At 70.5% G+C, this 25,166-nt stretch carries 25 protein-coding genes; 9 read left to right on the top strand and 16 right to left on the bottom strand.

All coding sequences use genetic code 11. The annotated features are described in order from the left end of the window. Nucleotides 1–17: 17 nt before the first annotated feature. The 9 genes from JK363_RS21770 to JK363_RS21730 form a co-directional block, all read right to left on the bottom strand. Nucleotides 18–1,283: an alpha/beta fold hydrolase gene (locus JK363_RS21770; protein ID WP_201876660.1), complete on the bottom strand. Its 1,266-nt coding sequence runs from the start codon at nt 1,281–1,283 to the stop codon at nt 18–20. 231 nt (nt 1,284–1,514) lie between these two features. Further along, on the bottom strand, nt 1,515–2,240 hold the full coding sequence (locus JK363_RS21765) for a GntR family transcriptional regulator (RefSeq protein WP_201876744.1): 726 nt from the start codon (nt 2,238–2,240) through the stop codon (nt 1,515–1,517). Nucleotides 2,241–2,302: 62 nt separating this feature from the next. Beyond that, entirely contained in the window at nt 2,303–3,706 is a 1,404-nt protein-coding gene (locus tag JK363_RS21760) for an aldehyde dehydrogenase family protein (protein WP_201876659.1), read from the bottom strand. Continuing rightward, on the bottom strand, nt 3,703–4,707 hold the full coding sequence (locus tag JK363_RS21755) for a proline racemase family protein (protein ID WP_201876658.1): 1,005 nt from the start codon (nt 4,705–4,707) through the stop codon (nt 3,703–3,705). Before JK363_RS21755 ends, JK363_RS21760 begins: the two co-directional genes overlap by 4 nt. 29 nt (nt 4,708–4,736) lie before the next feature. Then, the gene (locus JK363_RS21750; protein WP_201876657.1) at nt 4,737–5,645 is read right to left on the bottom strand and encodes a dihydrodipicolinate synthase family protein; all 909 of its coding nucleotides are present in this window, start codon (nt 5,643–5,645) and stop codon (nt 4,737–4,739) included. Nucleotides 5,646–5,726: 81 nt separating this feature from the next. Next, the gene (locus tag JK363_RS21745; protein ID WP_201876656.1) at nt 5,727–7,265 is read right to left on the bottom strand and encodes an FAD/NAD(P)-dependent oxidoreductase; all 1,539 of its coding nucleotides are present in this window, start codon (nt 7,263–7,265) and stop codon (nt 5,727–5,729) included. Continuing rightward, a complete protein-coding gene (locus JK363_RS21740; protein ID WP_201876655.1) occupies nt 7,246–7,566 on the bottom strand; it encodes a (2Fe-2S)-binding protein in 321 nt (106 codons plus the stop codon). The genes JK363_RS21745 and JK363_RS21740 overlap by 20 nt, the downstream gene beginning before the upstream one ends. 44 nt (nt 7,567–7,610) lie before the next feature. Then, entirely contained in the window at nt 7,611–8,774 is a 1,164-nt protein-coding gene (locus JK363_RS21735; protein ID WP_201876654.1) for an NAD(P)/FAD-dependent oxidoreductase, read from the bottom strand. 41 nt (nt 8,775–8,815) lie between these two features. Continuing rightward, on the bottom strand, nt 8,816–10,186 hold the full coding sequence (locus JK363_RS21730; protein ID WP_307821817.1) for an aminopeptidase P family protein: 1,371 nt from the start codon (nt 10,184–10,186) through the stop codon (nt 8,816–8,818). Nucleotides 10,187–10,354: 168 nt separating this feature from the next. Between JK363_RS21730 and JK363_RS21725 the strand changes: the two genes are divergently transcribed. The 7 genes from JK363_RS21725 (at nt 10,355) to JK363_RS21695 (ending at nt 17,683) form a co-directional block, all read left to right on the top strand. After that, entirely contained in the window at nt 10,355–12,097 is a 1,743-nt protein-coding gene (locus JK363_RS21725) for an ABC transporter substrate-binding protein (RefSeq protein WP_201876742.1), read from the top strand. Between the two features lie 22 nt (nt 12,098–12,119). Then, the gene (locus JK363_RS21720) at nt 12,120–13,073 is read left to right on the top strand and encodes an ABC transporter permease (RefSeq protein WP_201876653.1); all 954 of its coding nucleotides are present in this window, start codon (nt 12,120–12,122) and stop codon (nt 13,071–13,073) included. After that, on the top strand, nt 13,070–14,056 hold the full coding sequence (locus JK363_RS21715; RefSeq protein ID WP_201876652.1) for an ABC transporter permease: 987 nt from the start codon (nt 13,070–13,072) through the stop codon (nt 14,054–14,056). Before JK363_RS21720 ends, JK363_RS21715 begins: the two co-directional genes overlap by 4 nt. Then, a complete protein-coding gene (locus JK363_RS21710; RefSeq protein ID WP_201876651.1) occupies nt 14,056–15,090 on the top strand; it encodes an ABC transporter ATP-binding protein in 1,035 nt (344 codons plus the stop codon). The genes JK363_RS21715 and JK363_RS21710 overlap by 1 nt, the downstream gene beginning before the upstream one ends. Beyond that, nucleotides 15,087–16,109, top strand: coding sequence for an ABC transporter ATP-binding protein (locus JK363_RS21705; protein WP_201876650.1), 1,023 nt, complete (start codon nt 15,087–15,089; stop codon nt 16,107–16,109). Before JK363_RS21710 ends, JK363_RS21705 begins: the two co-directional genes overlap by 4 nt. A 69-nt stretch (nt 16,110–16,178) precedes the next feature. Next, a complete protein-coding gene (locus tag JK363_RS21700; protein WP_201876649.1) occupies nt 16,179–17,147 on the top strand; it encodes a LysR family transcriptional regulator in 969 nt (322 codons plus the stop codon). 128 nt (nt 17,148–17,275) lie between these two features. Then, a complete protein-coding gene (locus JK363_RS21695; protein WP_201876648.1) occupies nt 17,276–17,683 on the top strand; it encodes a VOC family protein in 408 nt (135 codons plus the stop codon). A gap of 70 nt (nt 17,684–17,753) precedes the next feature. On the opposite strand, the gene JK363_RS21690 is transcribed toward JK363_RS21695, so the two are convergent. The 3 genes from JK363_RS21690 to JK363_RS21680 form a co-directional block, all read right to left on the bottom strand. Continuing rightward, complete coding sequence (locus tag JK363_RS21690; RefSeq protein WP_201876647.1) at nt 17,754–18,023, bottom strand: hypothetical protein; 270 nt, start codon at nt 18,021–18,023, stop codon at nt 17,754–17,756. Then, nucleotides 18,020–18,634 carry a nucleotide-binding protein gene (locus JK363_RS21685; RefSeq protein WP_201876646.1) on the bottom strand — a complete coding sequence of 205 codons (615 nt, stop codon included), beginning with the start codon at nt 18,632–18,634 and terminating at the stop codon, nt 18,020–18,022. The genes JK363_RS21690 and JK363_RS21685 overlap by 4 nt, the downstream gene beginning before the upstream one ends. Before the next feature lie 160 nt (nt 18,635–18,794). Continuing rightward, nucleotides 18,795–19,631, bottom strand: coding sequence for an NPP1 family protein (locus JK363_RS21680; RefSeq protein WP_201876645.1), 837 nt, complete (start codon nt 19,629–19,631; stop codon nt 18,795–18,797). Between the two features lie 253 nt (nt 19,632–19,884). On the opposite strand from JK363_RS21680, the gene JK363_RS21675 reads away from it, so the two are divergent. Continuing rightward, nucleotides 19,885–20,712: an alpha/beta fold hydrolase gene (locus tag JK363_RS21675; RefSeq protein WP_201876644.1), complete on the top strand. Its 828-nt coding sequence runs from the start codon at nt 19,885–19,887 to the stop codon at nt 20,710–20,712. Nucleotides 20,713–20,734: 22 nt separating this feature from the next. Here JK363_RS21675 and JK363_RS21670 read toward each other — a convergent pair whose 3' ends face one another. The 4 genes from JK363_RS21670 to JK363_RS21655 are packed head-to-tail and all read right to left on the bottom strand — an operon-like array spanning nt 20,735 to nt 24,567. Continuing rightward, nucleotides 20,735–21,190: a MaoC family dehydratase gene (locus JK363_RS21670; RefSeq protein WP_201876643.1), complete on the bottom strand. Its 456-nt coding sequence runs from the start codon at nt 21,188–21,190 to the stop codon at nt 20,735–20,737. A 26-nt stretch (nt 21,191–21,216) separates the two neighbouring features. After that, nucleotides 21,217–22,713: an acyl-CoA synthetase gene (locus JK363_RS21665; protein ID WP_201876642.1), complete on the bottom strand. Its 1,497-nt coding sequence runs from the start codon at nt 22,711–22,713 to the stop codon at nt 21,217–21,219. 13 nt (nt 22,714–22,726) lie between these two features. Further along, nucleotides 22,727–23,593: an amidohydrolase family protein gene (locus JK363_RS21660; RefSeq protein WP_201876641.1), complete on the bottom strand. Its 867-nt coding sequence runs from the start codon at nt 23,591–23,593 to the stop codon at nt 22,727–22,729. Continuing rightward, nucleotides 23,590–24,567 (bottom strand): SDR family NAD(P)-dependent oxidoreductase, encoded by a 978-nt coding sequence (locus JK363_RS21655; protein WP_215911151.1) that lies wholly within the window; start codon nt 24,565–24,567, stop codon nt 23,590–23,592. The genes JK363_RS21660 and JK363_RS21655 overlap by 4 nt, the downstream gene beginning before the upstream one ends. Before the next feature lie 75 nt (nt 24,568–24,642). Here JK363_RS21655 and JK363_RS21650 point away from each other — a divergent pair, with 75 nt between their 5' ends. Next, the gene (locus tag JK363_RS21650) at nt 24,643–25,092 is read left to right on the top strand and encodes a MarR family winged helix-turn-helix transcriptional regulator (RefSeq protein WP_201876640.1); all 450 of its coding nucleotides are present in this window, start codon (nt 24,643–24,645) and stop codon (nt 25,090–25,092) included. Nucleotides 25,093–25,166: the final 74 nt, after the last annotated feature.

Raw genomic sequence — 25,166 nt, 5'->3', positions numbered from 1 at the left:
AGGGAGCTACCGCGCGGTCAGGCACGTCCCGCGGCCAGGTCCATGAGGCGGGCCAGGACACGGCCACCGGACGCGGTGAGCCCGTCGTGCTCCCACTCGTTGGTGACCCAGACGCGGGTGGCGCCGACCTGGCGCGCGGTACGCAGCGACAGGCCCGCGTCCACATACATGTCGTCGTGGTAGACGACGGCCGCCACCGGGACCTCGTTGGCCGCCAGCCGACCGGTGTCGTACAGCGGCGGCCAGTCGGTCCGCCGGGCGAGGAGGTCGGCGGCTCGCGCGAAGGGGCGCAGGGTCCGGATGTCCCCGAACATCCAGGGGTAGATCATTTCGCCGGTGAGCAGAAGTGTCTCCGCGTCCTCGGCGAACTCGGGGAAGGCGGCGAGCGCGTGGGAGGCCGCCCAGCCCGTGGGCCCGGCCCCCTGTCCGTACAACGTCTCCTGCAACACGGCGAACAGCGGGTTGTCCGTGAACCCGGTCAGCCCCATTACCTGATGGAGGAAGGTGTCGGTCAACTCACCGCGTTCGTCCAGGGCTTCGTCGAGCAGCCAGTGCACACGCTGGAATCCGTCCCCCATGCCGAGGGCGAGGCCGAGGGTGCGCAGCCGCCGGACGGTGAGGCGGTCTCCGTCCGGCAGGCGCACATGGCCCGTCGCGAGGTGGTCGGCGACCCGACGCAGCAACGTGGCGTCGTCCGGGTAGCGGCCGTAGTACTCCAGGACGCGGTCGCGTACGCGCGGATAGGTGCGCGCGTACACGTCGTCGGCGGTGGCGGTGAGCCCCGGCAGTCCCCCGGCCACGTAGCATGCCGTCAGCCCCTCGGGGGCCCGGGAGAGGTACGTGAGGGTGAGGAAACCGCCGTAGCTCTGTCCGAGCGTCTCCCAGGGCCGCTCGCCGCACAGCTCGCGGCGTATCAGCTCCGCGTCCGCGACGATCGAGTCGGCTCTGAAGTGGGCGAGATATGCGGCGAGTCGGCCTGGATCCGCGAGCCGGGCGGCCGCCTTGGCGGTGACCGGGGTGGAGCGGCCGGTGCCGCGCTGGTCGAGGAGCAGTACGCGGTGGGTCTTCAGCGCCTGGGACAGCCAGCCGGGCGACCCGGCCACCGGGCGGGGCGACTTGCCGCCCGGTCCGCCCTCCAGGTACAGCAGCCAGGGCAGGTCGTCATCGGCGCGGCCCGGGTCGGCGACTTCCCGGGCGAAGATCTGGAGGGTGGGGCCGCTGGGGTCCGCGTGGTCCAGTGGGACGGTGAAGGAGTGGTCGACGGTCGCGTATGCGGGGTTCATGGCGCTCTTTCCCGGACCTGCGCGGCCGGGGCGGCGGGCAGGTGAGTGGCGGGCGGCGGTGTGCCGGGGGATAGGTGGCGTGTGAGATACCGCCCAGTGTGTGACGGCCCGATCCGCCCGCGGCAGCTCCCGCTTGGCCATAACCCCGCGTTATGCGAAAGGGCACGCGTGAGGGCGGGGTGCGTCCGCACCCCGCCCTCACACACGTGGCGATGTTCCCCCCCAGCAGGCTCAGCGGGCCGCGCCCAGCCTCCTCCTGGCCACCCGCTTGGTGGGCTTCTTCTCCTGCTCCTGGGCGCCCTTGGCCCACAGCGAGCGCACATGTCCGAGGTGGCGGGCCATGCACTTCTCGGCGCCCTCCGCGTCACCCGCCACCATCAGGTCGAGGAGTTCGATGTGCTCCTCGGCCGACGGGATCAGCTGGTCCCGCTCGTCCAGCGCGGTCAGTCCGTACAGGCGTGAACGCTTGCGCAGGTCGCCGACGGTCTCGACGAGCCGGTCGTTGCCGGCGAGGGCGAGCAGGGAGAGGTGGAAGCGGCGGTCGGCCTCCAGATAGCCGATGAGGTCGTGCTCACGAGCGGCGTGCACGATCTCCTCGGCCACCGGGCGCAGCGCTTCCAGGTCTTCGCGGGCGGCTTCGCGGGTGATCCGGCCGATCATGGGGACCTCGATCAGGGTGCGGATCTCGGTGTACTGGTCGAGGTCGTGTTCGTTGACCTCGGTGATACGGAAGCCCTTGTTGCGGACCGGCTCGACGAGGCCCTCGCGGGCCAGGTCGAGCATCGCCTCGCGCACCGGTGTCGCGGAGATGCCGAAGTCTTCCGCGAGACCGGGCGCCGAGTACACCTCGCCGGGGTGCAGTTCGCCGGAGATCAGCGCGGCCCGCAGGGCGTGGGCGACCTGGTCGCGCAGCCGCTCCCTGGTGGTGATGAGGTTGCGCTGCTTGAGGTGGCCCATGGTGGCGATGATCCCTTCGTGACCTGTTCCCTCGTGGCCGAGCGGATCACCAGCGTACAATGTCACGTTGTTTTCGCAGGTGCCGGTGGGTGTGCGGGGGCCAGTGTGTAGGTGCGGTCGGAGGTGTAGAAGGCCAGGGCGGCGTGTCCCTGTTCGCGCGGACCGTCGCTGGATGCCTTGGCTCCGCCGAAGGGCACATGGAAGTCGACCCCGGTGGACGGGGCGTTGACACGGATCATGCCGGTGTCGAGGTGGTCGAGCCCGTGCAGTGCCGTGTCGAACGAGGTGGTGTGCACCGAGGTGACCAGGCCGTATGCGACGGAGTTGGTGATCCGGACGGCGTGGGCCAGATCGTCGGCGGGCAGCAGCGCCGCCAGCGGTCCGAAGACCTCCTCACGCAGCAGCCGGTGGCCGGGTGGCACCTTCTCGACCAGGGTCGGGGCCGCGTACCAGCCGTCCGCCCGCTCGGGGGCGGCGGCGCCCGCGACCACGGAGAGGCCCTCCCCCGCCTGGGTCACCCGGTCCCGGGCCCGCTCGTCGATCAACGGTCCGCACACCGTGGCGGGGTCGGCGGGGTCGCCCACGGGGAGCGCTCGCAGGGCCTCGGCGAGGGCCTCGCGCAGCGGGTCGAGAGCGGCGCCGACCGCGATCACCCGGCTGGTGGCGGTGCACTTCTGCCCCGCGTATCCGGCGATCGCGGCGGCGATGTGCGCCGCGGCCCGGGGAATGTCCGCGTCGGGCAGGACGATCGCCGCGTTCAGCCCGCCCATCTCGGCCTGCACGGGGATGCCCCGTGCGGTGGCGGTGCGGACGACCACCTGGCCCACGGCCGTGGAGCCGGTGAAGGAGACCACATCGGCGGCGGAGACGACGGCGTTGCCCTCGACGGGTCCGCCGGGCAGCACGGTGAGGGCCTCGGCGGGCAGGGCTCGGTGGATGATCTCGGCCAGCCGCTGGGCGCACGCGGTGGCTTCCGGTGCCGGTTTCAGCACGACGGTGTTGCCCGTGGCGAGCGCCGGGGCCGCCTTCCAGCTGGGGATCGCGAAGGGGAAGTTCCACGGGGTGATGAGGCCCGCGACGCCGTGCGGGCGGCGGCGGGTCAGCAGCAACCCGGCGCCCTCGGCCGTCTCGTGGACCGCGCCGGTGGACCCGAAGGCGGCCTGGGCGTAGTAGCGCCAGATCGCGGCGGTGCGGGCCACTTCGGCGCGTGCTTCGGTGAGCGGCTTGCCCACCTCGCGTACGGCGAGGGCCGCCAGTTCATCCGCGCCGGAGTCGATGGCGGCGGCGACGGCGCCGAGCGCGGCCGAGCGAGCGGCGGCGCCGCTCAGGAGCCAGCGGGGCTGGGCGGCACGGGCCCGCTCCACGGCGTCGACGGCGGCGAAGGCCCCCGGGGGGCGGACCCGCACCAGGACATCGGAGGGGTCGGCCGGGTTGTGCGAGACAACCGGGGCAAGGGCGGTGGTCACAGGAGGAAACCTCCGGGGAAGGGGTCGTCCGGGTCCAGGAAGTACTGGGCGGTGCCGGTGATCCAGGCACGTCCCGTGATACGCGGAACGACGGCGGGCACCCCGCCGACCTCGGTCTCCGCCACGAGACGGCCGGTGAACTCGGTGCCGATGAAGGACTCGTTGACGAAGTCCTGGTGCAGCGGCAGCATCCCGCGGGCGTGCAGCTGCGCCATACGCGCGGAGGTGCCGGTGCCGCATGGGGAGCGGTCGAACCAGCCCGGGTGGATGGCCATGGCGTGGCGTGAGCGGTGCGCGTCGGAGCCGGGCGCGGCGAGGTAGACATGCTTGACCCCGGCGATCTCGGGCTGCCGCGGATGGACGGGGCGCTCCGGGGAGGCGTTGATCGCGTCCATGACGGCGAGCCCCGCCGCCAGCAGCTCGTCCTTGCGGGACCGGTCGAACGGCAGCCCCAGTGTGTCCAGTTCCACGAAGGCGTAGAAGTTGCCGCCGAAGGCGAGGTCGTAGCGCACCGTCCCGTACCCTGGCACGTCCACCTTTTGCTCGAGGCCGACGCAGAAGGCGGGGACGTTGGTGAGCGTGACCGCTTTCGCCGCTCCGTTCTCGACGTGTACGTCGACGGAGACAAGCCCGGCCGGGGTGTCGAGGCGGATGGGGGTGACCGGTTCGGTGACCGGGACCATGCCGGTCTCGACGAGCACGGTGGCCACCCCGATGGTGCCGTGTCCGCACATCGGCAGCAGCCCGGACACCTCGATGTACAGCACTCCGACATCGGCGTCGGGACGGGTCGGTGGCTGGAGGATCGCGCCGCTCATGGAGGCGTGGCCACGCGGCTCGTACATCAGGAGCGTGCGCAGGTGGTCCAGGTGCTCGATGAAGTGGAGCCTGCGCTCGGCCATCGTGGCGCCGGGGATCGCCCCGACACCTCCGGTGATCACCCGGGTGGGCATGCCCTCGGTGTGTGAGTCGACGGCGTGAAAGACATGACGGGTACGCACGAACGTCCCTTCCTTGAGCCCGCTTGCGGTCAGTGGTGGCCGTCGGCGACGGCCTTCTCGGTCGCCGCGCGGACCACGGTCTCGATCGCGGCGGGCAGCGGCAGGCGCGGCGGGCGGGTGGGACCGCCCCGGCGGCCGACGAGATCCATGGACAGCTTGATGGACTGCACGAACTCGGTCTTGGAGTCCCAGCGCAGCAGCGAGTGCAGCGACCTGTAGAGCGGCAGTGCGGTGCCGAGGTCCCCGGCGACCGCGGCGTGGTACAGCTCGGCGCAGGTGGCGGGGAAGGCGTTCGGGTAGCCGGCGATCCAGCCGACCGCCCCGGCCAGGGCCAGCTCCAGCAGGACGTCGTCCGCACCGATCAGGAGGTCGAGGTCCGGGGCGAGTTCGGCGATCTCGTAGGCCCTGCGCACATCGCCGCTGAACTCCTTGACGGCGACGATGCTGCCGTCGCCGTGGAGCCTGGCGAGGAGCGCGGGAGTGAGGTCGACCCTGGTGTCGGCGGGGTTGTTGTAGCCCACGACGGGCAGCCCCGCCCGTGCGGCCTCCGCGAAGTGGGCGCGCACCGCGCGGTCGTCCGCGCGGTAGGCATTCGGCGGGAGCAGCAGGACGCTGCCGCAGCCTTCCTCGGCGGCCTGTTCGGCCAGGCGACGGGAGTCCGCGCTGCCATAGGCGGAGACCCCGGGCATCACACGCGCGCCGTCTCCGGCGGCCTCGACCGCGGTGCGCACCACGCGGGCGCGCTCGTCGTCGGTGAGCGTCTGGTACTCGCCCAGGGAGCCGTTGGGTACGACCCCGTCGCAGCCGTTGTCGATGAGCCAGCGGACGTGTTCGGCGTAGGCGTCGTAGTCGATGGAGAGGTCCTCGCGCAGGGGAAGCGCGGTGGCGACCATGATGCCGCGCCAGGGGCGGTCGGCGTTCCAGGTGGTGGCATTCATGAAGAAGCTCCTTGTGTGGTGTGTGACATTTTATTGAGCCATGCGCCGAGCCCACAAGAGGAGCAGGTGGCCGAGGCTCGTTCAGGAGGTCTGCTCAGCTCCGGGATCCGGACCGGTGGCATCGGGCCGCCCGGTCGAGTCGGCGCCCGCGTCGTCCGGCTCGAGCGCGCCCAGCACCCCCAGCGGCACGGGCACCGCGAGTGGCCGGCGCTCGGCGGACGGCGGCACGGAGCCGTCGCCCGGCCCCGCCGCGAGGCAGGCCACGGCCGCCCCGCACACCCGGCCCTGGCACCAGCCCATACCCGCTCGGGTGAGAAGTTTGACGGTGCGCGCGTCATGGGCGCCGTAGTCGGTGACCGCCTCGCGGATGGCACCGGCAGTCACCTCCTCGCAGCGGCACACCTCCGTCGTGTCGTCGGGCCACCGCACCCAGCCCGGCCCCGGGGCGTGCGCCGCGGCCATGACGTCGGCGAAGGCCCGCATCCGGTCACGGCGGCGCTGGAGCTTGCGCACGCGGCCGTCGCGGGTGAGCGCGGGCTGGCCGTACACCCGGGCGGCGACCGCGATACCCGCGATATCACCTTCCGCGCGGGCGAGTTGCGCGCCGCCGATGCCGCCGGTCTCGCCCGCCGCCCAGAGCCCGGGTACCGAGGTTTCCTGCAATCCGTCCAGCACGAGGGCATACGCTCCGTCCGGGGTGCGCCGGGTCGCGCACCCCAACCCCGTGGCCAGCTCGGTCTGCGGGACGAGCCCGTGTCCGACCGCCAGCGCGTCGCAGGCGATCCGGCGGCCCGCCCCCCGTACGGGCCGCCAGTCACGGTCGACGCGGGAGACGGTGACCGCCTCGACCCGGTCGCTGCCGTGGACTTCGGTCACCGCGCTGCGCGTGCGCAGGCGCACGCCGTACCGCAGCAGTGCCGCGCCGTGGACCAGGGCCTCGACCAGCTTCTGCGGGTTGGCGGCGAGGACGCCCGGACGGCGGGCGTAGCCGAGATAGCCGGACGCCTCGACCACCGCGGGGACATGCGCTCCGGCGGTGGCGAGCGACGAAGCGACGGCGAGGAGCAGCGGGCCACTGCCCGCCACGACGACGCGGCTGCCGGGCAGGACCAGGCCGGACTTCATCATCGCCTGCGCTCCCCCGGCGCCCACGACGCCCGGCAGCGTCCAGCCGGGGAAGGGGAGGTGGCGTTCGTACGCGCCCGTCGCGAGCAGGACGGTGCGGGCGCGCACGCGGACCGGACGGTCCCCACCGCCGTCCGGGCCGGTGACCGCGTGCACCGCCCACCCGGCGCCCCCCTCGCTCCCCCGTGTCACCGCCCACACATGGTGCCCGGCGAGATGGACGACCTCACTGGCCTCCAGGCGTCCGCGCAGGTCGGCGAAGGCGGACCAGTCGTGGTGCAGGGCCTCGGGGCGCTTCGCGCCGAGCGCCGGGGCGGGCCGACGGTAGAACTGTCCGCCGATCTGGCCGGAGGCGTCCAACAGGGCGACGGACAGCCCCAGTTCGGACGCGGTGACGGCGCCCGCCAGGCCCGCGCAGCCCGCGCCGATCACCGCGAGATCGTACGGCGCCTCGTACGCGTCGTCGGTCACCTCGTCAGACGGCGAGTCCGGCATGACCGTCTCCTTCCTGGGTGGTGATGGTGTCGCCGGGGCGGGCGGGCACCAGGCAGGCTCGTCTGTTGGGCCGATCGTTGATCACGACGAGGCAGTCGTAGCACTGGCCGATGCCGCAGAAGGCGCCGCGCGCTCGACCGCCGCGGCGCGTGGTGCGCCAGGCGACGATGCCGGCCGACCAGAGAGCGGCGGCCACGGACTGTCCGGGCAGCGCGGGCAGCGCGCGCCCGTCGAAGGTGATCTCGAACGCGGCCTCGGGCGCCGCGCCCGCGAGTTCGGCGGGGGTGCGGTCACGCGCCATGGCGCGGCTCCTTCCGGGGTGAGAACTTTCGGGGGCCGGTTGTGTCACACGCCATCGAACCGCTCCGGCCGGAACGGCTCGATATCCAACGGGAGTTCTTCGCCGGACAGAATCCGGGCGACGATCAGGCCCGTGCCCGGGGCGAGCCCGATGCCCGCGCCCTCATGGCCGCAGGCGTGCAGCAGTCCTGGAACGCGCGGGTCCAGGCCGATCGCGGGCAGATGGTCGGGCAGATACGGGCGGAATCCCGCGTAGGTCCGCATCGCCCGTATCCGCGCGAGCACCGGAAACAGGCGGGTGGCCTGGGCCGCGAGGCGGCGCAGCACCTCCACCGAGAGTGTGCGGTCGAAGCCGACCCGTTCCCGGCTCGCGCCGATCAGGACCGGGCCCGCCGGGGTGCCCTCGACGACGGCGGAGGTCTGCAACGCCGCCGAGCCGCTGGCGACATCGGCGACATAGTCGGCCGCGTACACCTTGCGCCGCACCACCCGTGGCAGTGGTTCGGTGACGAGGACGAAACCGCGGCGGGGCAGTACCGGCAGGTCCACGCCCGCGAGCCGGGCCACCTCGCCGCCCCAGACCCCGGCCGCGTTCACGACATACGGGGCGTGCAGCTCACCGCCCACCGTCCGCACACCCCGCACCTCGCCGTGGGCGCCCGTCAGAACACCGGTGACCTCCTCGCCGAGCCGCAGCCGCACCCGGCCGGAGCCCTGCTCGTCCGCGGCCCTCAGCAGATGCGCCGCGGCGAGGGCGGGCTGCACCTGGGCGTCCTGCGGATAGTGAAAGCCGCCCGCCAGGTCCGGGGCCAGGTGGGGCTCCAGATCGCGGAGTCGGTCGCCCGTGACCTCCTCGGTCGTCACGCCCGCCCGCTCCTGGCGGTCGGCGAAGTCCCGCAGGGCCGCCATTCCCGTCTCGTCGGAGGCGACGACCAGACCGCCCTTCGTCTCGTACTCGATGCGGGGCGACAGCGCGCCGGACAGCGCTTGCCACAACCGCGTGGACAACAGGGCCAGGTCGAGCTCGGGTCCCGGCTCCTTGTCGGACACCAGCAGATTGCCTTCACCGGCTCCCGTGGTCCCGCCGGCGACGGGGCCACGGTCGAGCACGGTGACGGAGAGGCCGGACCGGGCCGCGTAGTAGGCGCACGCGGCGCCGACCACACCCGCTCCGACGACGATGAGATCCGGAGAGCTTCTCGTGGGCACGGCAGTAACATTTCACATTGCACTGCCGTTTGCCAAGAGGCTCAGCCCTCCATCAACCCACCCATCCACGCCTCGATCGCGTCCGGGGTACGCGGCAGGGCCCCCGACATCAGCCGCGCCCCCTCGGCGGTGATGACGAGGTCGTCCTCGATGCGTACGCCGATGCCCCGCAGTTCGGCCGGGAGCGTCTCGTCGTCCGGCTGAAGGTAGAGGCCGGGCTCGACCGTCAGCACCTGGCCCTCCTCCAGCACCCCGTCCAGATAGGTCTCCGCCCGCGCCTGCGCACAGTCATGGACGTCGAGCCCGAGCATGTGCCCGCTGCTGCACAGGGTGTAGCGGCGGTGGAAGTCACCCTCCGGACTCTTGAGCACACCCCACTCCGTGAGCCCCTCCGCGATCACCTTCATCGCGGCCCGGTGGAAGTCGCGGAAACACACGCCCGGCCTGAGCGCCGCGATCCCCGCGTCCTGGGCGGCGAGCACGAGGTCGTACACCTGCCGCTGCACCGGCGAGAAGCGGCCGGAGAGCGGGAGGGTGCGCGTGATGTCGGCGGTGTAGAGGCTGTCCGTCTCCACACCCGCGTCCAGGAGCAGCAACTGCCGTGCGTCCAGCGGGCCGTCGTTGCGGATCCAGTGCAGGACGCAGGCGTGGGCGCCGGACGCCACGATGGTCTCGTAGCCGGTGCCGTTGCCCTCGGCGCGGGCGCGCAGGCCGAACACGCCCTCGATCCAGCGCTCGCCGCGCGGGTGGGCGAGGGCGCGCGGCAGAGCGCGTACGACATCTTCGAAACCGGCGGCGGTGTGGTCCACGGCGCGTTGCAGCTGACCCACCTCCCAGGTGTCCTTGACGAGCCTCAATTCGCTGAGTGCCGAGGCGAGTTCAGCGTCGGCCGTGGCGTCGCGGCCGGGCGGCAGCTCCCCGGAGGTGTCGAGGTGGGCGCAGCGGATGCCGGTCATGCGCTCGGCCTCGGCGAGGTCGGGGCGCCGGCCGACCCAGAACTCGCCGTAGCGCCGGTCCCGGTAGAAGCCGCCGTCGGTGCGCGGCGAGCGGGGCCGTACGTACAGCACGGCCTCGTGCCGGTGGGGTCCGTCGGGCTCCAGGACCAGGACGTGCCCGGCCTGCTCCTCGCCGGTCAGACCGGTGAGCCAGACGTATGCGGTGTGCGGCCGGAAGCGGTGGTCGCAGTCGTTCGAGCGGACCCTCAGCTCCCCCGCGGGGACGATCAGCCGCTCGCCGGGGAAGCGGGCGGACAGCCGGGCGCGGCGGGCGGGGGTGACGTCGGCGGCGGCCAGCCGGATGTCCGCGGGCAGCGGGGTCGCCGCCCAGTCGCGCGCCATGAACTCCTCGAACTCCGCCGAAACGGGCAGATCATGGCTGACCGTGCGGGGTGCGGCGGACACGGATTCCTTCACGCTTTCCTCCTCGATCTCCTGGCGCCCCCGCCCGGCTCGTGGATGGCTCTCCCGGACACAGCTGGGTAAAGGAGCGGGCGACACCTTGCGCAGTACAATTTCACATTACTATGTTACGGGTCACATTCCAGCCCTCCCCGCTGTCCGACTGTTCCCGGAGTGACCACGATGAACAAGCACACCTGTACCGCCATCGCCACCATGCTGGTGGCGGCCCTCGCCCTGGGCACGACCGGCTGCTCCGGCGGCGAGCGCTCAACGGACGGCAAGGGCGGCGGCAAGAATCCCGCCCTCACCAACCAGGGCGCCGTCGTCGGTGGCACTCCGAAGAAGGGCGGCACGCTGACCGTGCTGTCCAACCAGGACTTCACCCACCTCGACCCCGCCCGGAACTGGGTGATGAGCGATATGGAGTTCGGCACCCGGCTGCTCTACCGCACCCTGGTGACCTACAAGGCGGCCCCCGGCACCAAGGGCAATGACCTGGTTCCCGACCTGGCCACCGACCTCGGCACCTCCTCCAACGGCGCCAAGACCTGGACCTTCCACCTGAAGAAGGGCATCCGATACGAGGACGGCACCCCCGTCACCGCGCAGGACGTGAAGTACAACGTGGAGCGGTCCTTCTCACCCGACCTGCCGGGCGGCGCCGACTACGCGGCCCGCTACCTCGCCGGAGCCAAGGGCTACCAGGGACCGGCCCAGGGCAAGCACCTCGACTCCATCAAGACGCCCGACGACCACACGATCGTCTTCGAACTGCGCAAGCCCTTCGCCGAGTTCCCCAACGCGACCGTGATGCCGACCTTCGCACCCGTACCGAAGGCGCGGGACAAGGGGCCGCGCTACGACAGCCGGCCGTTCTCCTCGGGCCCCTACAAGATCGAGTCGTATGGCCGCGGCAAGAAGCTCGTCCTGGTCCGCAATCCGCACTGGGACCCGAAGACCGACACGGTCCGCAAGGCGTATCCGGACAAGCTGGTCGTGGTGATGGGCCTGAAGGCCAATCAGGTCGACGACCGACTCATCGCGAGCCGGGGCCCGGACGCCTCCTCCGTCTCCTGGCAGGCGCTACGGCCGGAGAGCGCGGCCAAGGTGCTGCCAGACTCCGCAGTCAGAAAGCGCCTTCTCGCGGAATCCACCAACTGCACCGACATGGTGCAGATGCACACCGGGCGCGCCCCGTTCAATGACGTCCGGATACGCCGGGCGGTGCAGTACGCCCTCGACAGGGACACCGTCCTGACCGCGTCCGGCGGGCCCGCCTTCAACGACCTGTCCACCGCGTACATGCCCGCCACCCTCTTCGACGGCAAGCAGCCCGACACCCTGAAGATCCCCGCCGAGGGCGATGTGGCCAAGGCCAAGGAACTGCTCAAGGAGGCGGGCAAGCCGAACGGCTTCTCCACCAAGATCACCGTCTCGTCGGGCGACAAGGGGCGCGCCGAGGCGATCCAGCAATCCCTTGCCAAGGCCGGTATCAAGGTCACCATCGACACCGTCGACCCGTCCGCGTTCTACGCCACCATCGGGGACACCACCCACCGCACCGACATCGTCTACACGGGCTGGTGCCCGGACTACCCCTCCGGTTCGACCTTCCTGCCCTTCGTCTTCGACGGCCGCTCCATCAAGGAGAAGGGCAACTCCGGCAACCACTCCCTCTTCCGCGACAAGGCGACGATGAAGCGGATCGACGAGATCGCGGCGATGACCGATGCCAAGGCGGCGAACAGGGCCTGGCAGGAGCTGGACGGGGAGATCCTCAAGAAGGCGCCGACCGTTCCCGTTCTGGTGCGCCGCTGGCCGCTGGTGCTCGGCACCAACATCGCGGGCGCGTACGGACAGACCTCCTTCGGCGGCCAGCTCGACTACGCCTCCGTCGGCCTCAAGAACCCGTCGGCGAGCTAGAACTGACGGGAAGTCAGATATCATGTCCTCCACCGCACCCGCCTCCGCCACCACGGCCACCGCCCCCAGGACACCTACCGGCAGCGGCCCCTGGCAGCTCGCCCGCCGGGAACTGCGCCGCCGGGCCTCCGTGAAGGTCTCCCTGGTCATCGTCGCCGCCTTTCTGCTCATGGCGGCGGGCGCACCGCTGCTGAGCGCACTCGGCGGCTGGTCGCCCGACGAGTTCGACAAGTCCGCCGTCGACCCCTACCTGGGCGGCAAACCCATCGGACCGCTCGGCGGCATCTCCGCCGACCACTGGCTCGGCGTCGAACCGGTCACCGGGCGGGATCTGTTCGCCCGTGTGGTGCACGGCGCCCAGGTCTCCCTTCTGATCGCCCTGACCGCCACCGCGATCGTCGTGATCGCCGGAACGGCGGCCGGGATCGCGGCCGGCTACTTCGGGGGCCGCACCGACACCGTGCTCTCCCGCCTGATGGACCTCACCATGTCCTTCCCGTCCCTCATCTTCATGATCGCGATGATGTCGGTGGCCAAGGACGTCAACCGGATCGTGCTGATGATCGCCGTCATCGGCCTGTTCGGCTGGCCCGGCGTCGCCCGCGTGGTGCGCGGACAGACCCTCTCCCTCAAACACCGCGAGTACGTCGACGCGGCCCGCGTCGGCGGCGCCGGCTCCTGGCGGATCCTCACCCGCGACATCCTGCCCGGGGTGGCGGGCCCCGTGATCGCGTACACCACCCTGATCATCCCCGGCATGATCTCCACCGAGGCCGCCCTCAGCTATCTGGGCGTCGGCGTCCGTCCGCCCACTCCGTCCTGGGGCCAGATGATCGCCGAGAGCGTCTCCTTCTACGACACGGACCCCATGTACTTCGTCATCCCGAGCGCCTGTCTCTTCCTGACCGTGCTCGCCTTCACACTGCTCGGTGACGCCCTGCGGGACATCCTCGACCCGAGGGGGAGCCGCACATGATCTTCTACACCCTGCGGCGGCTGGCCGGTGTCATCGGTGTGCTGATCGCCGTCGCCGCCGTCACCTTCACCATCTTCTACGTCCTTCCCTCCGACCCCGCCGCCGCGGCCTGCGGCAAGGCGTGCAGCACTGAGCGCCTGGAGGCGATCCGCGCCCATATGGGTCTCGACCGGCCGCTGGCGCGGCAGTTCTGGGACTTCGCGAGCGGCATCTTCACCGGCCGCACCATGGGCACCGGTCAGTACGCGCTGCGCTGCGACTTCCCCTGCCTGGGCTACTCGTACGAGAACAGCGAGGCCGTCTGGGACCTGCTGATGGACCGGCTCCCCGTCTCCGCCTCGCTCGCCCTGGGCGCGGCCGTGCTGTGGCTGGCACTCGGCCTGACCGCGGGCGTGGTCGCGGCCCTGCGCAAGGACACCCTCACCGACCGCGTCCTGATGGTCGGTGCCGTCGGCGCCGCCTCGCTGCCGGTCTACTTCACCTCGATGATGCTGATCTACGGCCTCATCCGGGTGGCGGATCTGCTCCCGTACCCGAGTTACGTTTCCTTCGGCGACGACCCCGGACGCTGGGCGTCAAACCTGCTGCTGCCCTGGCTGGCCCTCGCCATCCTCTACGCGGCCATGTACGCGCGGCAGAGCCGCAGTTCGATGATCGAGACGATGGCGGAGCCGTACATCCGCACCGCCCGCGCAAAGGGCCTGCCGCGCCGCACCGTTGTGGTCAAGCACGGTCTGCGCTCCGGCATGACGCCGATCCTCACCCTCTTCGGCATGGACCTGGGCGGTCTGCTCGCCGGTGCGGTGATCACCGAGTCCATCTTCGGACTGCCGGGCATCGGGCGGCTCTTCTACGGGGCCCTGTCCACCGGCGACCAGCCGGTGATCCTGGGTGTGACCCTGCTCGCCGCCGCCTTCATCGTCGTCGCCAATCTCGGCGTCGACCTGCTGTACGCCGTCGTCGATCCGCGAGTGAGGCTGTGATGACCGCCGAAGCCGCACCCCTGCTGTCCGTGAGGGACTTGACGGTCACCTTCACGACCAAGGACGGTCCCGTACGCGCCGTCGACTCCCTCAGCTTGGAGGTCCACCGCGGACAGACCCTCGGTATCGTCGGTGAGTCCGGCTCCGGCAAGTCCGTCACCTCGATGGCGGTGATGGGCCTGCACACCGGCGCCGAGGTCACCGGCTCCATCACCCTGGACGGCCGTGAGCTGGTCGGACTCGCGGAGCGCGAGCTGAACCGGCTGCGCGGCCGGAAGATGGCCATGATCTTCCAGGACCCGCTCTCCAGCCTGCACCCCTACTACACGGTCGGCGAGCAGATAGCCGAGCACCACCGGGTCCACTTCGGCTCCCGCCGCGCCGCCGCCCGGCAGCGCGCCGTGGAGATGCTGGCCGAGGTCGGCATTCCGGAACCGAAACGCCGGGCGGGCGAGTACCCGCACCAGTTCTCGGGGGGCATGCGCCAGCGGGTGATGATCGCCATGGCACTCGCCTGCGAGCCGGAACTGCTGATCGCGGATGAGCCGACCACCGCCCTGGATGTCACCGTACAGGCCCAGATCCTGGAGCTCATCGCCCGGATCCAGCAGGAGCGCTCGCTCGCCGTCGTCATGATCACCCATGACCTCGGGGTGATCGCCCGCGTGGCGCACGAGGTCCTGGTGATGTACGGCGGCCGGGTGGCCGAACAGGCTCCGGTGGAGACCGTGTTCGCCGCCCCGGCCCACCCCTACACACAAGGCCTCCTCGACTCCCTGCCCCGCCTCGACGACGCCGAGGACGCCCCGCTGCGGACGATCCCCGGCAGCCCTCCGTCGCTGCTCGCCCCCGCACCGGGATGCGCGTTCGCACCGCGCTGCCCGCGAGCCGCCTCGGCCGGCACCGAGGCGAGGGAGCGCTGCGAGCGGGTCAGGCCGAGCCTGGTCGCGCCCGACGGGCACGCCGTGGCCTGCCATCTGCCGCTGAGCCCGGCCACCGCCCCCATGGACCACATCTGGAAGGCCATCCCATGACGCCCGTCGGCACTCCGCCCTCGCCACCCACCGAACCCCTGTCTCCCCCCGCCGATCCGCTGCTCTCCGTGCGCGACCTGACCATGACCTTCCCCGGCAGACGAAGCCGCTCGGCCCCGGTACGGGCCGTCGACAGCGTCAGCTTCGACGTGGCGGCGGGCGAAACCCTCGGTCTGGTCGGGGAGTCCGGCTGCGGCAAGTCCACCACCGGCCGGATGATCGTGCGGCTTCTGGAACCGACGGGAGGCTCGGTCACCTACGACGGCCGCGACATCAGCCACCTCGCCCAGCGCGAGCTGAGGCCGCTGCGGCGGGAGATCCAGATGGTCTTCCAGGATCCGCACTCCTCCCTCAACCCGCGCCAGACCGTGGCCCGGATCATCTCCGATCCCCTGCTGGTACAGGGAAGTGCGGCCGTTGACGCGCGCCGCAGGGCCGTTGAGCTGATGGAACTCGTCGGGCTCATCCCCGAACACATCGACCGCTATCCGCACGAGTTCTCCGGCGGACAGGCCCAGCGCATCGGCATCGCCCGCTCTCTGGCCACGAGCCCCCGCCTGGTCGTCGCCGACGAACCGGTCTCGGCGCTCGACGTCTCCGTCCAGGCGCAGATCGTCAACCTGATGGAGCGGCTGCAACGGGAACTCGGCCTCGCCTACCTCTTCATCGCGCACGACCTCTCGGTGGTCAAGCGGGTCTGCGACCGGGTCGCCGTGATGTATCTGGGCCGCATCGTCGAAATCGGCCCCAAGGAGCGGGTGTACACAGCCCCCGCCCACCCCTACACCCGGGCCCTGCTGTCCGCCGTACCCCTGCCCGATCCGGTCGCCGAGCGGGGCCGCGAGCGGATCACCCTGCTCGGTGACCCGCCGAGCCCGGCGGCTCCCCCGCCCGGCTGCACCTTCCACCCCCGCTGCGCCAAGGCCCAGGAGATCTGCCGGTCCGAGGCGCCGACGCTGAGCGTCGCGACACCCGGCGAGCCACGTCAGGTGGCGTGCCACTTTCCCGAAGCGGCCTGAGAGGACACGGCTGTGTCCTGTGCCATGGCACAGGACACAGCCGGTTCTCGGTGCCGGGAGGGATGGACCATGGATTTGGAAATACGGCATTTGCGCGTGGTGTGCGCCGTCGCGGAGGCCGGCAGCCTCACCCGCGCCGCGGCGTCGCTGGGGATGACCCAGCCGGGCCTGAGCGCCCAGGTGCGGCGCATCGAAAGGCTCCTGGGAGGCGCGCTGTTCGAGCGTGGCCGCGAAGGAGCCGTGCCCACCTCACTCGGCGACCTCGTGCTCTCCCGGGCCCACGCGATCCTCCCGGGCATCGACCAGCTCCTCGCGGACACCGACCGTGCCGCCCTCCGCGCCGCCTCCCCGGCCCGCGTTCGCGTCGGCTCGGTCGGCGCCCCGCTCCTGGGCCACCTCCTGCTGGCCGTACGCGACATCGTGCCGTGGGCCGAGGTGACCGCCCGCTGTCAGTACGCGCCCGCGCCGCTCCTCGACGACCTCGCCGCCGGACGGCTGGAGGCCGCGGTCCTCGGCGACCACCCGGGCCAGGAGCTCGCACCGCGCGACGGCGTGATCCTGCACCCGCTCGTCACGGAGCCCGTCTTCGCGCTGCTCCCCGCGGACCACCCGCTGACCGAGCGGAAAGAAGTGAGCCTGACCCGGCTCACCGAGGAGGAGTGGGCCGTGCCCCGCCCCGACAGCGACCGCACCCGCGAGTACTGGACCTCCGTCTTCGCCCTCGCCGACCGCCGTCCGCACACCCCCTACGAGGCCGAGGGGCGGCAGCTGATCGAGATCATCCGGGCGGGGCTGGCCGTCAGCCTCTGCCAGGCCACCTTCATCGAGATCCCCGGCGTCGCCGTCCGCCCCCTGGCGGGCAATCCGCTCTGGTACCGCCATGTGCTGGCCTGGCGCCGGGACAGCCCCCTCGCCCCGCACGGCGAGGCGATCCTGCGCCGGGTCCACGATGGCTATCTGAGCGGCTGCGCGACCGGCACCACCTACGCGCGCTGGCGGGAACGGCACCCGCACGCGGCACGCGACGCCCGCGGGTGACACCGCGCCGCGCCGCGCCGCCATCGCGTGCCTGAGAATCTTCCGAAAGATTCCTCTCGGCGAGCGATGAGTTCCGCGGGGCGGTGCGGTCCACCCCTATGCAAGGCAACGAAAGAAGGAGACGGCCCGTGTACCAGCAGATGATCTTCGTCAACCTCGCGACGAATGACCTGGAGACCTCGAAGAAGTTCTTCACCGAGCTCGGCTACTCGATCAACCCGCAGTTCACGACGGATGACTGCGCATGTGTGGTCATCAGCGAGACGATCATCGCCATGCTGCTCACCAGACAGCGCTACCAGGATTTCACCAACAAGGAGATCGCCGACTCCACCACGACCTCCGAGGTGCTTCTCTGCCTGAGCGCCGAGAGCCGCGCCAAGGTCGACGAGCTGGTGGACAAGGCACTGGCCGTGGGCGGCGCGCCCGCGGGAGAAACCCAGGACCACGGCTTTATGTACGGCCGCTCTTTCCAGGACCCCGATGGTCACACCTGGGAAGTGGTGTGGATGGACCCGGCAGCCGTCGAGGGCTGAGCTGCCACCGCACGCGCAGACGAAGGCGCTCCGGACCACCCCGACACGGCGGGGTCGGCCGGAGCGCCTGTCACGGTGTCGTGCGTCCGGTGCCTCCGACGGATCGGGACACCCCGGCGGCGGCATCGGCCAGGGCGCGCAGAACGGTCGCGCCGACGAGCACCAGCGCGGAGATCGGCAGACTCACCCACCGGGTCAGATCGCGCCGGGGGTCCGGGGCCACCTCGACCGTCACCCGGAAATATCTGCCGTGCAGGGTGGTGACCTCGGCGGACTGGGGTTCAGCGGTGTCCTGCTCGCGCTGCAACACCGCGCGGTACCTGTCCTTGCGCTGATTCATGCCGCGTCCTGACGCTTGATGAGTTCTTCGGCGAGTTCCATGTACGCCGAGCCCTTGACCTTCACCGGGCTCCCGAACGACTGGGCGTAGAGGTCGAGCCGCGCAATCTGCGTTCCGAGCACTTCGAAGCCTCGCTCGCTGAGCGCCTCCCGAGCGTCGGCATCGGGACCGGTGCGGGTGGCGTCGGGGCGGTTGGTCCGATTCAGCAGGACCGCGGTACGGGCCGGTGTCGTGCGCAAGGACTGTACGTCGCCCAGCTCGGATCGGATGGGTGCCATCCGGTCCAGCTCGATAGGAGCGGGGGTCACCGGTACGATCCACTCCCCCGCGTACCTCATGATGCTGCGGGCGATGCGTGGATGATCCTCCAGCTGCGGCGCGTCGAGCACCACGGCCTGCCGATTGCCGAGGAAATCATTCACACGACGGTGCACATCGCCCACCGGCAGAGCGACGACGGGAAACGGAAAGCCATCGGCCAATTCGCTCCAGCGCAGCGCGGAGCCTGCCGGGTCACCGTCCACGAGCAGCGGTGAGCGGCCTGACTCATGCAGCGCATGGGCCAGCCACACGGCACTCGTCGTCTTTCCGACTCCGGGCTTGAGGTTCACAAAAGCAAAGCTCAGCGACACGAGAGTCAAGATAACAAGTGTGATCAAATAATTTTGAACGACGCCAGCGCGGAGTCCTGTCGTTCACTCGTACGCAGTCAGCGAGGACCGTGAACGGTCCGCTGGAACAACCGGCGGACCGTTCACGGGAGGAGCGAGGTCAGGCGTTGGGGTCGAACGGGATATCAGCAGGCTTGGCCGCGGCGAGGTGAGAGGTGAACTGACCGTCCTTGATCCCGAATGTGGCTTTGCCGAAGTCGGCCTGGCTCAGCTTGTCGCGGATTCCGGCCGGGTAGCCGTCCCAGCCGACCAATGCGGGGAACTGCCACGCGCCCTTGTGGTTCTCCACCTGCTCATCCGCCGCGTTGGCGGGGCGGAAGCAGTGCGTCGAGATGCCGTCTTTGTGGTAGACGACCTTGGGATGCGTACCGTCAAAGGTGATCTGGGAGCGATCGTAGGTATTGAATTTGCCATGCGCTGACGTCGAAACGTACTGGACCTGATCGTCCTTCACCCACACCACGACATGCTCCCAGTCATGCCGATGCCCGGCACTTCCACCGCCGAGCGAAGCCTGGTCCTTCTCGAAGTAGAGGGTGTACATGATCGCGCACCACCCGTTGTTGCATTTCTGGCGCGAGTAGGAATTGGTGTTGTCGAGATCCGACGCGTCACGGCAGTTCCCGTTCATATCCCCACCGAGACTCAAGCCCGGGGCCACCGTGCCGTCGGGTCCGATGGCGGGGGTAGGGTAGCAGCCGTCCGTGTCGTAGTCGAAGGCGGGCTGGAATGTCCGCTCCGCGTCGCCCGCATTGCCGGGGAGCGCCGAAGGCGGGTCAGCCAGCGCGGTGGCCGGGAACGCGGCAACCAGCGCGGCGGCGCCGAGAAGGCCGTACGCGGCGCGTGATGCCTTGCCGAAGCGCCGATTTCCGCTGCCGTCCGAAGGTGTGCTGTCCTCGGCCGTGCGCTTCGCGGAGTCTCTACGAGATAACACCATCTTCTGCTCCTCAATGACGGGATCTGTCCCCTGGGTTCCTGTCCGGCACGCTGCCGCGCCATGGCGGACAGAAGTTGAACATCGCCCATCATGGGCGCCCGACGACGCAGCCCCAAGTCGGCCTCCCCGTCGCCCTCTTGCCGGGGATGCTCCTCCCGCTCATTACGTCCGGCGTAATCGACGATGTGGCTCCGCCGGTCGAGAGTTGTCACAGCGCAGCGGAACCTCATCGCCAAGGAAGGACTCGCCCACCATGCCGTACTTCGAAGGATCCGACGGGACAAGCCTGTTCTACACCGACTGGGGTCAGGGCAAGCCGATGGTGTTCGTGTCAGGGGCCTGGCTCAGCAGCAGCTCATGGGAGTTCCAGATGCTTCCGCTGTCCGAAGCGGGACTGCGCTGCGTGGCCTTCGACAAGCGGGGGCACGGCCGCTCGGACTGGGTCGGCCATGGCTTCGACTACCACACCCTCGCCGATGATCTCGCGGCGCTGCTCGATCACCTCGACCTCCGCGAAGTGACCCTGGTGGCACACTCGATGGGCGGAGGCGAGGTGATCCGCTACCTGTCCCGCCATGGCTATGACCGGGTGAGCCGGGTGGTGCTGATCTCGGTTACGGCGCCGTTGATGATCTGGACGCCGGACAACCCGGAGGGGATCGAGCGACACGTCTTCGACGCCGTGCTGGCGGAACGGAGCAGAGACCGCCCGAGGTGGATGGCCCAGAACGCACAGGCGTTCTTCGCGACGCATCTGGGCAACAAGATCTCCACCGAGCTGCTGGACTGGACGGTGCAGCGGTGCCTGGACTGCTCGGCCAAGGCGGCTGTCGAAGTGATCAGGACAGCGGGCTGTACCGATCTGCGCGAGGAGGCCGGTGCGCTCCAGGTGCCGACGCTGATCATCCACGGCGACGCCGACGCCTCCGCTCCCATCGATCTCTGCGGGCGACGGCTGGCCAAGCTGGTGCCGGGCAGCCTCTACAAGGAGTACGCCCGAGCGGGGCACGGGATCTTCATCACCCACGCCGATGAACTCAACCGAGATCTACTCGACTTCATCGGAGACAGCTCATCCTGACGACACCGGCCCCGTCGTGCTGTCAGGCGTAGAAGCGGGAGACGCTTTGCAGTACCGCCGCCGGCTTGGGTTCCCCCTCGATCTCGACCGTCCCGTCGACCGTGATGTGCAGGCCGCCCGGGATCTCCTCGACCTCGGCCAGGCGCCCCGCCAGGCGGATGCGCGCACCGACCTTCACGGGAGCGGGAAAGCGGACCTTGTTCAGGCCGTAGTTGACCTTCGTCGCGACGCCCTCGACCACGAGCAGCTCGGTGAAGAGCGGGATGAACAGCGAGAGCGTCAGGTAGCCATGGGCGATCGGCGCGCCGAACGGACCGGAGGCGGCGCGTTCGGGGTCGGTGTGGATCCACTGGTGGTCGCCGGTGGCGTCGGCGAAGAGGTTGACGCGGTCCTGGGTGATGTCGATCCAGGAGCTGGTGCCGAGGTCGGTGCCCGCGAGGGCTTTGAGCTCGTCGAGGCCGTTGACGATGAGTGCCATGAGTGCTGGTTCGCCTTTCGGTCGGGTCAGTTGCGGTACTGCGCACGGATCTGGTTCTTGGCGAGCTTTCCGGAGGCCGTGCGGGGCAGCCGGTCCACCAGAAGCAAGGTTTTGGGGAGTTTGTACTTGGCGAGCGCGCCGGCCAGTTGTGCCAGCAGCCGCTCGGGGTTCGGATCGGTGCCGGGTTCGGGGACGACGAGGGCGTGGCCGACCTCGCCCCACTTCTCGTCGGGCACGCCGATGACGGCACACGCGGCGACGCCGGGAAGGACGAGGAGGGCGTCCTCGACCTCGGCCGGATAGACGTTCTCGCCCCCGGATATGTACATGTCCTTGAGGCGGTCGGCGATGGTGACATAGCCGTCGGCGTCGACACGGGCGGCGTCGCCGCTGCGGAGCCAGCCGTCGGTGAAGGTGGCCGCGGTGGCCTCCGGACGTCGCCAGTAGCCGGGGCTGACATGCGGTCCGCGGACGACAATCTCGCCGAGCTCCCCCGGCGCGGCCTCCGACCCGTCCGGGGCCAGCACACGCGCGTCGCTGAAGAAGTGCGGCACGCCGGCCGAGCCCGCCTTGCTGATGGCGTGCTCGGCGTCCAGGAACAGCACACCGGGGCCCGCCTCGGTCAGGCCGAACCCCTGGAGCAGGGACAGGCCGCGCCGCTGGTAGACGGCGAGGAGAGAGGTGGGCACCGGGGCGCCGCCGCACAGGAGTCGGCGCAGACTGGTCAGGTCGGCCGTGGCCCAGCCCGGCTGGCGGGCCATCAGGTCGTACATGGTCGGTACGCCGAACATGCTGGTGATCCGGTGGCGCTCGACCAGCTCCAGGGTTTCGGCCGGGTCGAAGGATGCGACGAGGTGGCAGGTGCCGCCCTTGAGCAGGACCGGGAGCGCGAGCATGTTGAGCCCGGCGGTGTGGAAGAGCGGCGCGGAGACGAGGGCACGGTCGTCGGCGGTGAGCTCGTGGTCGACAAGAACGTTGACGGCGTTCCAGGTCAGATTGGCGTGTGTGAGTACGGCGCCCTTGGGGTGGCCGGTGGTGCCCGAGGTGTACATGATGAGGCACAGGTCCTCGGGCGCCACCGCCTCGTCGATCGGGGTGGCGTCGGCAGCCGTCAGGAGGGACTCGTAGGAGGTGCCCACCTCGATCGTCCGGAGCCCTCCGGTGTGGGCTCCGGCCTCGACCTGGTCCGCGTGGCCCGGGGCGTGGATCAGCACGACGGCGCCGCAGTCGTCGAGTTGATAGGTGATCTCGGGTGCGGCGAGGCGGGTGTTGAGCGGGACGAAGAGGGCTCCCAGCATCCCGGTCGCGAAGAGGGTCTCGAGGAAGGTGGGGTGGTTGGGGCCGAGGTAGGCGACGCGGTCGCCGCGGTGGACACCGGCGGCACGCAGCACATGGGCCAGGCGGGTGGCCCGCTCATGCAGCTCGGCGTAGCTGGTGGTGTGTCCGTCGTGCACGAGCGCGGTGCGGTGGGGGGTGTTACGGGCACGGCGGGCGGGCCAGGAGCCTATTCCCTCGTTGCGCATCGGCGGTGACCTCTCAGCCGAGCCCGAGCAGTCGGGCGGCGTTGTCCTTGAGGATCTTGGGCTTGACCGCGTCCTTGATGTTCAGCTTGTCGAAGTCCGCGAGCCAGCGGTCAGGGGTCAGCAGCGGGTAGTCGGAGCCGAAGAGAACCTTGTCCTGGAGCAGCGAGTTGGCGTACTGCACCAGCTGGGGCGGGAAGTACTTGGGTGACCACCCGGAGAGGTCGATATGGACGCCGGGCTTATGGGTGGCGACGGCCAGTGCCTCGTCCTGCCAGGGGAACGACGGATGCGCGAGGATGATCTTCAGATGCGGGAAGTCGACGGCCACGTCGTCGACGTACATCGGGTTGGAGTACTTCAGCCGGATGCCACCGCCTCCTGGGGTGCCCGCGCCGATGCCGGTCTGGCCGGTGTGGAACAGGGCCACCGTGCCGGTCTCCTCGATGACCTCGTAGAGCGGGTAGGCGAATCGGTCGTTGGGGAAGAAGCCCTGGATGCTGGGGTGGAACTTGAAGCCCTTGACCCCGAACTCCTCGACCAGCCGCCGAGCTTGCCGTGCCCCGGCCTTGCCCCGGAAGGGGTCGATGGAGGCGAAGGGGATGAGGACGTCCGGGTTGGCGGCGGCCGCCTCGGCGACCTCCTCGTTCGGGACGGGGGGCGTACCGGTGGCGTGCTCGGCGTCGACGGTGAAGACGACGGCGGCCATGCGGCGCTCGCGGTAGTAGGCGGCGATCTCGGGGAGGGTGGGCTTGCGCGCGCCCTCGACCTTGAAGTAGCCGCTGGATGCCTCGTGCAACTCGTCCGTGAGCGAGGAGCCGCCCTCGCTCGACACCTCGGCGTGTGTGTGCACGTCGATGGCGGTCAACTGCTCCACATTCACGCCGCGCCACCTCCGGGGATGACCGGAGCCGGGATGCCGGTGGTCTGCGGCTCGCGGCCGACGGAGGTGGCCCAGCTCGCGGCGATGGCCTCGGGGCTCCAGCCGCCGTCGGCGTAGGCGACCGCCGTCTCGTGCGGATGGGACCACAGGGCCAGCTTGTCGCCGCCGATGCCGATGCACTGACCGGTGACGGAGCGGGCGGCGCCGGAGGCGAGGAAGGGGACCAGAGCGGCGCAGTCCGCGGCGGTGCCGAAGCCCTCGCCCTTGCGCAGAAAGCCGGGCAGCGGCGCGCCCTGCTTCATGGCCTCGATGTACGGGGCGAAGGCGGGGATGGTCTCGGTCATCGCGGTGGCGGCGACCGGAACGATGGCGTTGACGGTGATGCCGGCGCGGGCCAGCTCCATGGACCAGGTGCGGACCATGGCGGCGATACCGGCCTTGGCGGCGGCGTAGTTGGTCTGCCCGAAGTTGCCGCGTTGTCCGGCCGGGGAGCCGACCATGATCAGGCTGCCGCCGTCGCCCTGCTCGCGCATCCGGATCGCCGCGGCGCGGGCACAGGTGAAGGTGCCGCGCAGGTGGGTGGTGACCACGGCGTCGAAGTCCTCGTCGGTCATCTTCCACAGCACCTTGTCGCGCAGGATGCCGGCGTTGGTGACCATGACGTCGAGGCGGCCGAACGCGGCGACGGCCCGGTCGACCAGCGCCTGCGCCGCCTCGCTCGTACCGACGGCGACGGCCTCGGCGACGGCGCGGCCCCCGGCCTCGGTGATGCTCGTCGCGGCCCGCTCGGCGGTCTCGGCGTCCAGGTCGTTGACGACCACGGCCGCACCGGCGCGGGCCAGCGCGGTGGCATACGCGAGCCCGAGCCCACGGCCGCTGCCGGTGACGACGGCGACCTTGCCGGTCAGGTCGATCGGTTCCTGCCTTGTCGCCGACGGGCCTTCGGGGTCGGCAGTGGAGTGTTCAGCGTTCATGCAATCGAAGCTAAGAGCAATCATTGTCGCTGTCAATGATTGATGAGGCACTTGGTCATACGGCAGGATGTCCCCATGAGTGACGCCCCCTGGCTGCGCGGCCTGCACACCGACACCGGCTACCTGCTGTACCGGCTCGGCCTCCGCTCCGGCAGCCTGTTCAACGCCGGACTGGAACTGCACGGGCTGCGACTTCGGCACTACTCCGTGCTGCGCTACCTCGCCACCGTGGAGGGCGCCCGGCAGCGGGAGCTCGCCGAACGCCTGGGCTACGACCCGAGCGCGATCGTCTCCCTCCTCGACGACCTCGAGCGGCTCCGCCTCGCCGAACGCAAGCCCGACCCGAACGACCGCCGCAACCGCATCGTCGTCCTCACCGAGGCCGGGCGGGCGCTTCTGCGCGACACCGTGCACGACGCCGCGCGGGTCACCGACCGCCTGCTCGCCTCGCTCTCCGCCGAGGAGCGCGACACCCTGCACGCGCTGCTGCTGCGCATCGCCGAACCCGGCGCCGACGAGGGCTGAGCCGAGCCGCCGGGTCGGTGTCGGCCGCGCCCCGATGGAGGTCGGGTCCGGCCGCTTGGGCAGAATCGGCCACT

It is taken from the genome of Streptomyces coffeae (assembly GCF_016741875.1).
Classification (GTDB): Bacteria; Actinomycetota; Actinomycetes; order Streptomycetales; family Streptomycetaceae; genus Streptomyces; species Streptomyces coffeae.
Note: the sequence above shows the minus strand (reverse complement) of the source record. Positions and strands in the feature narration are given on the sequence as shown.

Bases quoted from the DNA above. Each gene is read 5' to 3' on its own strand.
- JK363_RS21770 (WP_201876660.1), bottom strand. From the start codon at position 1,283: ATGAACCCCGCATACGCGACCGTCGACCACTCCTTCACCGTCCCACTG.
- JK363_RS21765 (WP_201876744.1), bottom strand. From the start codon at position 2,240: ATGGGCCACCTCAAGCAGCGCAACCTCATCACCACCAGGGAGCGGCTG.
- JK363_RS21750 (WP_201876657.1), bottom strand. From the start codon at position 5,645: ATGAATGCCACCACCTGGAACGCCGACCGCCCCTGGCGCGGCATCATG.
- JK363_RS21745 (WP_201876656.1), bottom strand. From the start codon at position 7,265: ATGCCGGACTCGCCGTCTGACGAGGTGACCGACGACGCGTACGAGGCG.
- JK363_RS21740 (WP_201876655.1), bottom strand. From the start codon at position 7,566: ATGGCGCGTGACCGCACCCCCGCCGAACTCGCGGGCGCGGCGCCCGAG.
- JK363_RS21725 (WP_201876742.1), top strand. From the start codon at position 10,355: ATGAACAAGCACACCTGTACCGCCATCGCCACCATGCTGGTGGCGGCC.
- JK363_RS21720 (WP_201876653.1), top strand. From the start codon at position 12,120: ATGTCCTCCACCGCACCCGCCTCCGCCACCACGGCCACCGCCCCCAGG.
- JK363_RS21715 (WP_201876652.1), top strand. From the start codon at position 13,070: ATGATCTTCTACACCCTGCGGCGGCTGGCCGGTGTCATCGGTGTGCTG.
- JK363_RS21710 (WP_201876651.1), top strand. From the start codon at position 14,056: ATGACCGCCGAAGCCGCACCCCTGCTGTCCGTGAGGGACTTGACGGTC.
- JK363_RS21705 (WP_201876650.1), top strand. From the start codon at position 15,087: ATGACGCCCGTCGGCACTCCGCCCTCGCCACCCACCGAACCCCTGTCT.
- JK363_RS21700 (WP_201876649.1), top strand. From the start codon at position 16,179: ATGGATTTGGAAATACGGCATTTGCGCGTGGTGTGCGCCGTCGCGGAG.
- JK363_RS21690 (WP_201876647.1), bottom strand. From the start codon at position 18,023: ATGAATCAGCGCAAGGACAGGTACCGCGCGGTGTTGCAGCGCGAGCAG.
- JK363_RS21680 (WP_201876645.1), bottom strand. From the start codon at position 19,631: ATGGTGTTATCTCGTAGAGACTCCGCGAAGCGCACGGCCGAGGACAGC.
- JK363_RS21675 (WP_201876644.1), top strand. From the start codon at position 19,885: ATGCCGTACTTCGAAGGATCCGACGGGACAAGCCTGTTCTACACCGAC.
- JK363_RS21670 (WP_201876643.1), bottom strand. From the start codon at position 21,190: ATGGCACTCATCGTCAACGGCCTCGACGAGCTCAAAGCCCTCGCGGGC.
- JK363_RS21665 (WP_201876642.1), bottom strand. From the start codon at position 22,713: ATGCGCAACGAGGGAATAGGCTCCTGGCCCGCCCGCCGTGCCCGTAAC.
- JK363_RS21655 (WP_215911151.1), bottom strand. From the start codon at position 24,567: ATGAACGCTGAACACTCCACTGCCGACCCCGAAGGCCCGTCGGCGACA.
- JK363_RS21650 (WP_201876640.1), top strand. From the start codon at position 24,643: ATGAGTGACGCCCCCTGGCTGCGCGGCCTGCACACCGACACCGGCTAC.